Source organism: Streptomyces sp. NPDC047315, assembly GCF_040643215.1.
In the GTDB taxonomy this organism is placed as follows: Bacteria; Actinomycetota; Actinomycetes; order Streptomycetales; family Streptomycetaceae; genus Streptomyces.
This window is the reverse complement of the sequence record NZ_JBEYTZ010000019.1, coordinates 165,753-173,382: the sequence shown is the minus strand read 5'-3', so window position 1 is coordinate 173,382 and position 7,630 is coordinate 165,753. Positions and strand designations below refer to the sequence as shown.

Annotated in this window: 4 protein-coding genes; all 4 read left to right on the top strand. The window is 70.9% G+C overall.

The window, feature by feature from the left end; genetic code table 11:
* The coding region (locus tag ABZ842_RS22810; protein ID WP_361539443.1) for an RHS repeat-associated core domain-containing protein at window positions 1-3,750 on the top strand (3,750 nt) is incomplete at its 5' end.
* A gap of 22 nt (window positions 3,751-3,772) precedes the next feature.
* On the top strand, window positions 3,773-4,081 hold the full coding sequence (locus ABZ842_RS22805) for a hypothetical protein (RefSeq protein ID WP_361539440.1): 309 nt from the start codon (window positions 3,773-3,775) through the stop codon (window positions 4,079-4,081).
* 126 nt (window positions 4,082-4,207) lie between these two features.
* Window positions 4,208-6,100: an ABC transporter ATP-binding protein gene (locus ABZ842_RS22800; protein ID WP_361539437.1), complete on the top strand. Its 1,893-nt coding sequence runs from the start codon at window positions 4,208-4,210 to the stop codon at window positions 6,098-6,100.
* 244 nt (window positions 6,101-6,344) lie between these two features.
* Window positions 6,345-7,256, top strand: a complete 912-nt coding sequence (locus ABZ842_RS22795; RefSeq protein WP_361539434.1) for a DMT family transporter — start codon at window positions 6,345-6,347, stop codon at window positions 7,254-7,256.
* Window positions 7,257-7,630: the final 374 nt, after the last annotated feature.

The following is a 7,630-nucleotide window of genomic DNA, read 5'->3' as shown; positions in this document are numbered from 1 at the left end:
ACCCATAAGAACACCGACAAAGACGTCGACGACCACATCAAGAAGATCACCGGCAGCGGCAAACGCGACACCGACGACCTCACCGGCAAACGCGCCGAGACCGAAGGCCCCGCCCGCAAGCCGACGGACAGCAACGGATCAGCCCAGAAGCAATCCGACAGCCCCAAGCCCGACCTGTCAAAGCTGTCCCAACAGGCCCGTGCGCTGGCGGACAAGAAGACCTGCGGCGACCCGATCGACATGGCCTCCGGCCAGATGGTCCTGGCCCAGACCGACGTGAACCTGCCCGGCATCCTGCCGCTCATCCTGCGCCGCACTCACCTGACCGACTACGCCCACGGCATCAGCTTCGGCCCGTCCTGGGCCGCCACTCTCGACGAGCGGATTGAGCGGGACACACGGACGGACGGCGTGTGGTGGCGCCGTGAGGACGGCTCCAGCCTCTACTACCCCCGCACCCCGGACATCGTCGGCGACCGCGTCGATCCGGAGGCAGGCAAGCATCTGCCACTGACCTACCTGTCCCGGGGCGGCTCCTACGTGCTCGTTGTGCAGGACCCGCACACCGGCCTGACCCGGCACTTCGAGCCCGCCGAGGCCACCACCGGCACCTGGTGGCTGGCCCAGATCGAGGACCGGAACCACAACCACGTCACCATCGAACGCGGCGACGACGACACCCTGTTGGAAGTCACCCACTCCGGCAGCTACCACGTCTCGATCACCACGGCCGGACAGGGCCGGCGGATCAGCGGGCTACACGCCGTCACCGAGGACGGTCCGCTCCGGCTGCGCAGCTACACGTACGACGAGAATGGCGTCCTGACCGAGGTGCGCAACGCCGTCGACGCCGCGACCCACTTCACGTACGATGCCGCGCACCGCATCACCGGCTGGCGCGACAGCAACGACACCGTCTTCACCTACGCCTACGACGGCCAAGGCCGGGTCACCGCCACCCACGGGTCCGGCGGCATCCTCAGCTCCTCGATCCAGTACTCGGGCCCGCACGATGACGGCACCACCACCGCCGCCTACACCGACTCCCTCGGCCACACCACGGTCTACCGCGCCAACCCATACGGCCAGATCGTCACGATCACCGACCCTCTCGGCGCGACGACCACCCAGACCTGGGACCTCCACGACCATCTGCTGACCCGCACCGACCCCCTGGGTCGAGCCACCCGCTGGGAGTGGGACGACGCCGGTGACCTCGTCTCCGTCACCACCGCGGACGGCACGGGAAGCCGCATTGCCTACAACGACCTGCATCTCCCCGTCCGCATCACGGACCCACGGGGCGCCACTCAGCTGCAGACCTTCGACGAGCGCGGCAATTGCACCAGCCGCACCGCCCCCGACGGCGCCGTCCACCAGTTCACCCACCACTCCACCGGCTCCGTCGCCACCGTCGTCAATCCGCTCGGCGACGCCCTCCGCATCGACACTGACGCGGCGGGCCTGCTCCTCGCCCTGGAGGACGCCCACGGCACCCGCACCGCATACCGGCGGGACACGTTCGGGCGCACCGTCGCCGTCATCGATCCGCTCGGCGCGACGACCACGCTGGTGTGGGACGCCGAGGGCCGCCTACTGCGCCGTGACTCCCCCGACGGCACCACCGAGTCCTGGATGTACGACGGTGAGGGCAGTTGCACCAGTCACATCGACCCGCTCGGCGCCAGCACACGGCTGAGCTATGGCCCCTTCGACCTCCTGGCCTCGCAGGTCACCCGGGACGGTGCGGAGCACCGATTCCTGTACGACACCGAGCAGCGCCTGGCACAGGTCATCGACCCCCTCGGCCTGACATGGAGTTACACATACGATCCGGTCGGTCGACTGACCGCGGAGACCGACTTCGACGGCCGCACCACCCGCTACTCCTACGACTCCGCCGGGCAGCCGCTCACGCGCACGAACGCCGCCGGCGAGACCATCACCTACACCTATGACCCAGCCGGCCGCCTCAGCGCCAAGGACGTGGCCCAGGAGCGCACGGAGTACTCCTACGACGACGCCGGGCGGCTGACCGAGGCCGTGTCCGCCTCCTCCCGTCTCACCCGCACCTACGACGGCGCGGGGCGTCTGACCACCGAGACGGTCGATGGCCGCACCACGCACTACGGCTACGACGCTCTCGGCCGTCGCACCTTGCGCACCACCCCCACCGGCGCCGCCACCCAAACCCTCTGGGACGAGTTCGGCAACCGGGTCGGACTACGCCTGGACGACGACCACCTGCTGGCCTTCGGCCACGATGTGCTGGGTCGCGAAATCCGCCGCACGCTTGGCGACCACGTCGCGCTCGCTTCGGAGTGGGACCTACTCGGCCGCCTGACGGGTCAGACCCTCAGCAACGATCACGTTCCCCTACATCGAAGGGAGTTCGGCTACCGTCCCGACGGACAGCCCGTCTCCGTCGCCGACCTCACCACCGGCCAGGCCACCCGCTACGACCTGGACCCGCTCGGCCGTCCGCTGACCGCCAGCGACCGCCATGTGTCGGAGCGCTACGAGTACGACGCTGCCGGCAACCAGACCCACGCGGCCTGGACCGGGATGGCCTCGGACATCGACACGGCAGGTACCCGCACCTTCGACGGCACTCGGCTGCTGACAGCGGGACGTACCGCTTACCACTACGATGCGGCCGGGCGGCTCGTCGAGCGCCGCAAGAAGCGCCTCTCCCGCTCCGCGGACGTCTGGCGCTACACCTGGGACGCCGAGGACCGCCTCACCACCTGCACCACACCCGACGGCGTCACCTGGCACTACGACTACGACGCCCTCGGGCGGCGCACCGCAAAGTACCGCCTCGCCGACAACGGGGCCACCCGGCTCGAAGAGACGCGCTTCAGTTGGGACGGCACGCGTCTCGCCGAGGAACAGCAGCCCGGCGGCCCCGTCCTCACTTGGGAGTACGAAGGCCACCGCCCGCTCGCCCAGTACGAGCGCCGATCCCTGGAACAGGACCAGGTCGACTCCCGGTTCTTCGCCATCGTCACGAACCTCGTGGGCACCCCGACCGAACTCGTCGACGAGCAGGGCACTCTCGCCTGGCGCACCCGCAGCACCGTCTGGGGCACCACCGCCTACAACGCTGACGCCACCGCCTACACACCGCTACGCCACCCCGGCCAGTACGCCGACCCTGAAACCGGTTTCCACTACAACTACTTCCGCCACTACGACCCCGAGACCGCCCGGTACATCAGCCCCGACCCCCTCGGTCTCACTCCCGCACCGAACCCCCTCGCCTACGTCACCAATCCGCACACCGTGTCCGACCCGCTCGGTCTGACGCCTTGTGTGGACCTGTACCACGCCACGAACAGGGCCGGAGAGCGGAGCATCCGGACCAACGGGATCGACCCCACCTACGCGCCACGGCCGATGGACTTCGGCAACGGCTTCTACACCACGCGCAGCCGACAACAGGCCGAGGACTGGGCCCGGATCCGGTTCGGCGACGACGGCGTCGTGCTCCACTTCCAGGTGCCCGGAGATGAATTCGAAGCGCTGAATCGCAAGGTCTTCGCGGAAGGCGATCCGGAACTATCCGATTTCGTACGCCGTTTCCGTGCCGGTGACGGCACGGAAGTCCCGGCAGCCGATGTTGTCGAAGGGCCTATGCTCAGGAATGTGAAGGCCTTCATGAACAGGGGAGCGGAGCCCCGCTGGAGCGGCGATCAGGTTGTCTTCTTCGGCGATACCGGGCCTCTGCTCAACCGGGCGCTTCAGTGAGAGCCGATCAGGAGAGCCGACCATGAGCAGTGCGTACACCATGCCCACCTCGTCCGAGACACGGGAGTTCCTGGACTCCATCGCGGACGACATGGCCGCGGAGTTCGGGGTATCGCGCGCGGAGGCCGTCGCGCGGATCAATGAGCAGTGGCACGGGCAGGACTTGTCAGACGAGGACAGCCTCATCCTTCATGAGGAGGAAAGCTACTGGGCCTTCGTCATCTACTACGGGGGGAACGTGCCGGACTGGAGCCCGGGGGCGGATCGCACCGCATGGGTTCCCAAGTCCCCGCCGGCCGCCGATTCGGGTTTCTGGACCGTGCCGGCCTGATACGCGGTGCGGAAGCCTGCGACCTGTTCGAGTCGGTGCACGGTGGCCGCTCACAGTCCACCGTACGAAAGCCGTCGGACTTCCGCGCTTGACCTCAAGATTGGTTGAGGTCATAGCGTCCCGGTCATGAGTATGGAGACCACGGCCTGGACGCAGGCATACCGAGCGATGCACGCCGAACAGGACCGGCGTCCCTTCAACCGCGCCACCATGCGCCGCATCTGGGCCTTCGCCCGGCCGCACCGGCGGGAGATCGGGTTCTTCCTCGGCCTCAGCGTGCTGATCGCGCTGCTCGCCGTCGCGACGCCCGTCCTCGCCGGTCGCGTCGTCAACGCGATCGTGTCCGACGGCGCCGCCGACACCGTCGTGCAGCTCGCGCTGCTGATCGCCGTCATCGCCGTCGCCGAGGCCGGGCTGGGGCTCGTCGAGCGGTGGTACTCGGCGCGGCTCGGCGAAGGGCTCATCCTCGACCTGCGGCGGGCCGTCTTCGACCACGTGCAGAAGATGCCCGTCGCCTTCTTCACCCGCACCCGCACCGGCGCGCTCGTCAGTCGGCTCAACAACGACGTCATCGGCGCGCAGCGGGCGTTCAGCACGACGCTGTCGGGGGTCGCCGGGGACCTCGTCACGCTCGTGCTCACGCTCGTCGTCATGCTGACGCTGTCCTGGCAGATCACCCTGCTCGCGCTCGTCCTGCTGCCCGTCTTCGTCGTGCCGGCCCGCCGCATGGGCACGCGGATGGCCGCCCTCCAGCGCGAAGGGGCCCGGCTCGACGCGGAGATGGGGACGCGGATGACGGAGCGGTTCTCCGCGCCGGGCGCGACGCTGGTGAAGCTGTTCGGACGGCCGGAGGACGAGTCGCGGGAGTTCGCCGCGCGGGCGGCGCGGGTGCGGGACATCGGGGTGCGGACGGCGATGGTGCAGACCGTCTTCATCACCGCGCTGACCCTGGTGTCCGCGCTGGCGCTGGCGCTGGTGTACGGGCTCGGCGGCTGGTACGCGCTGCGCGGCAGCATGGAGCCCGGCTCGGTCGTCGCGCTCGCGCTGCTGCTGACCCGGCTGTACGCGCCGCTGACCTCGCTCGCCGGTGCGCGGGTGGAGGTGATGAGCGCGCTCGTCAGTTTCGAGCGGGTCTTCGAGGTGCTGGCCCTCAAGCCGCTGATCGACGAGCCGGCGGACGCCCGGCAGGCGCCGCAGGGGCCGGTGTCGGTGGAGTTCGATGACGTGCGCTTCGCCTACCCGTCCGCGGACAAGGTCTCGCTCGCGTCGCTGGAGGAGGTCGCCGCGCTCGACACCCGGGGCGGCGACGACGTCCTGCGCGGGATCTCCTTCCGCGCGGAGGCCGGGCAGACGGTGGCGCTCGTCGGCACCTCGGGCGCGGGCAAGTCGACGATCGCGGGCCTGCTGCCGCGGCTGTACGACGTGGACGGCGGCGCGGTCCGCATCGGCGGGGTCGACGTGCGCGACCTGTCGGCGGCCTCGCTGCGCGGCACGGTGGGGATGGTCACCCAGGACGGGCACCTCTTCCACGAGTCCGTACGCGCCAACCTGCTGCTGGCGCGGCCGGACGCGACGGAGGACGAGCTGTGGTCGGCGCTGGAGCGGGCCCGGTTGACCGATCTCGTACGGTCCCTGCCGGACGGGCTCGACACCGTCGTCGGCGAGCGCGGCTACCGGCTGTCGGGCGGCGAGCGCCAGCGCATGACGATCGCACGGCTGCTGCTGGCCCGGCAGCGGGTGGTGATCCTCGACGAGGCGACGGCGCACCTGGACAACACCTCGGAGTCGGCGGTGCAGGCGGCGCTGACGGAGGCGTTGGCGGACCGCACGGCGCTGGTCATCGCGCACCGGCTGTCCACGATCCGCTCGGCGGACCTGATCCTGGTGGTGGAGGCCGGCCAGGTCGTGGAACGCGGCACCCACGAGGGGCTGTTGGCGCAGGACGGTCGGTACGCGGAGCTGTACCGGACGCAGTTCGCGCGCGGTGAGCGGGCGAACGAGGAGGCCGCGATCGGTTGACGGTACGCGCGCCCGTGCGGCGGCCGGCGCCCTCGAACGGGCGCCGGCCGTCCCGTACCCTGTGCCGCATGCATCGATGGCGCACCAGCACCCCGCCTCCCCGCGGCTGAGCGGGGTGACCTCCGGGCCCGGCCGCTGAGCGAAGTCCGCTCGGTCGAGGCCCTGTTCGCGCATGTCCGCGCGAGTGCGAAGTGCCCCGCTTCCGGCGACCGCTGAACACGCCTCGAAGACGGAGCTTCCTCTGATGACTGCAACAAGCGCCTCACCCTCCCCTGCCCGAACGCCGCTCACCGGCACCGCACTCCTCGTCGTCGCCGGCGTGCTGTGGGGCGCGGGCGGGCTCGCCGGGTCGTACCTCGCGAACCGCGCCGGAGTGGGGCCGGTGGCGGTGGCCGCGTACCGACTGCTGTGCGGGGGTGCGTTGATCGTGCTGTACGCCGCGGCCACGGGCCGGCGGTTCACCGGGTCCGCGGGCGCCGCGGTGTGGAACCGGGTCGGGCTGTCCGGGCTGCTGCTCGCCACCTTCCAGGCGGCGTACTTCGCGGCGGTGACCGCGACGTCGGTGGGGCTGGCCACGCTCACCACGATGGTGGCGGTGCCGGTGCTGATCACCGTGGGCACGGCGGGGCTCGACCGCCGGCTGCCGGACGCCCGCACGGCGGGGGCGGTCACACTCGCCGTCGTCGGCCTCTTCCTCCTGCTCGGCGGAGCGGGCGTGCCGGGCGGGCCCGTGCTCGCCGGGGCGGCGCTCGCCCTGCTGGCGGCGGCGAGCTTCGCGACGTTGTCCCTGTGGCACGCCCGCAGCGACGCCACGTCGGACGCCGGCGACCTGGGCCTCGGCTTCCTGGCGGGCGGCCTGGTGCTGCTGCCCTTCGCCCTGGCGTCCGGCATGGCGCTCCCGCTGCGGCCGGACGCGCTCGGCGCGCTGGGCTTCCTGGTGCTGCTGCCGACGGCGGTGGCGTACGTCGCCTACTTCACCGCGCTGCGCCGGTCGCGGCCGGGCGCGGCGGTGATCGGCGTGCTGCTGGAGCCCTTGACGGCGACGGCGCTCTCGGTGGCGTTCGCGGACGAACGCCTGAGCGCGGTGCAGGTCGCGGGCGCGGTGCTGGTCCTGGTCTCCATCACCCTCCAGGCGGCGACCCCCACCCGAAACTGACCCCGCGCGTCCCCTGCGCGTCCCCCTGCGGGGCGCTCCGTGCGCTTGACGGTGTCGCCGTGTCGCTGTGTCGCCGTGGCACTGCGGCGCGCGTTGGTTCCTCCCCCTACGCCCAGAGGGCGTGGGGGGGGGTAGGGGCGCGGGGAACTGCGCGACCAGCGACAGTGCACCCGCACAGGTCAACGCGCCCGCAGGGCAGCGGCGGAGGTTGGGGGCGCGGGGAACTGCGCGACCAACCACGATGCACCCGCACGAACCAACGCACCCGCAAGGCCACCGCGGAGGTTGGGGGCGCGGGGAACTGCGCGACCAACCACGATGCACCCGCACGAACCAACGCACCCGCAAGGCCACCGCGGAGGTTGGGGGCGCGA

What these genes read in the sequence shown, in the direction of transcription:
- ABZ842_RS22805 (WP_361539440.1), top strand. Translation starts at nt 3,773, where the DNA reads ATGAGCAGTGCGTACACCATGCCCACCTCGTCCGAGACACGGGAGTTC.
- ABZ842_RS22800 (WP_361539437.1), top strand. Translation starts at nt 4,208, where the DNA reads ATGAGTATGGAGACCACGGCCTGGACGCAGGCATACCGAGCGATGCAC.
- ABZ842_RS22795 (WP_361539434.1), top strand. Translation starts at nt 6,345, where the DNA reads ATGACTGCAACAAGCGCCTCACCCTCCCCTGCCCGAACGCCGCTCACC.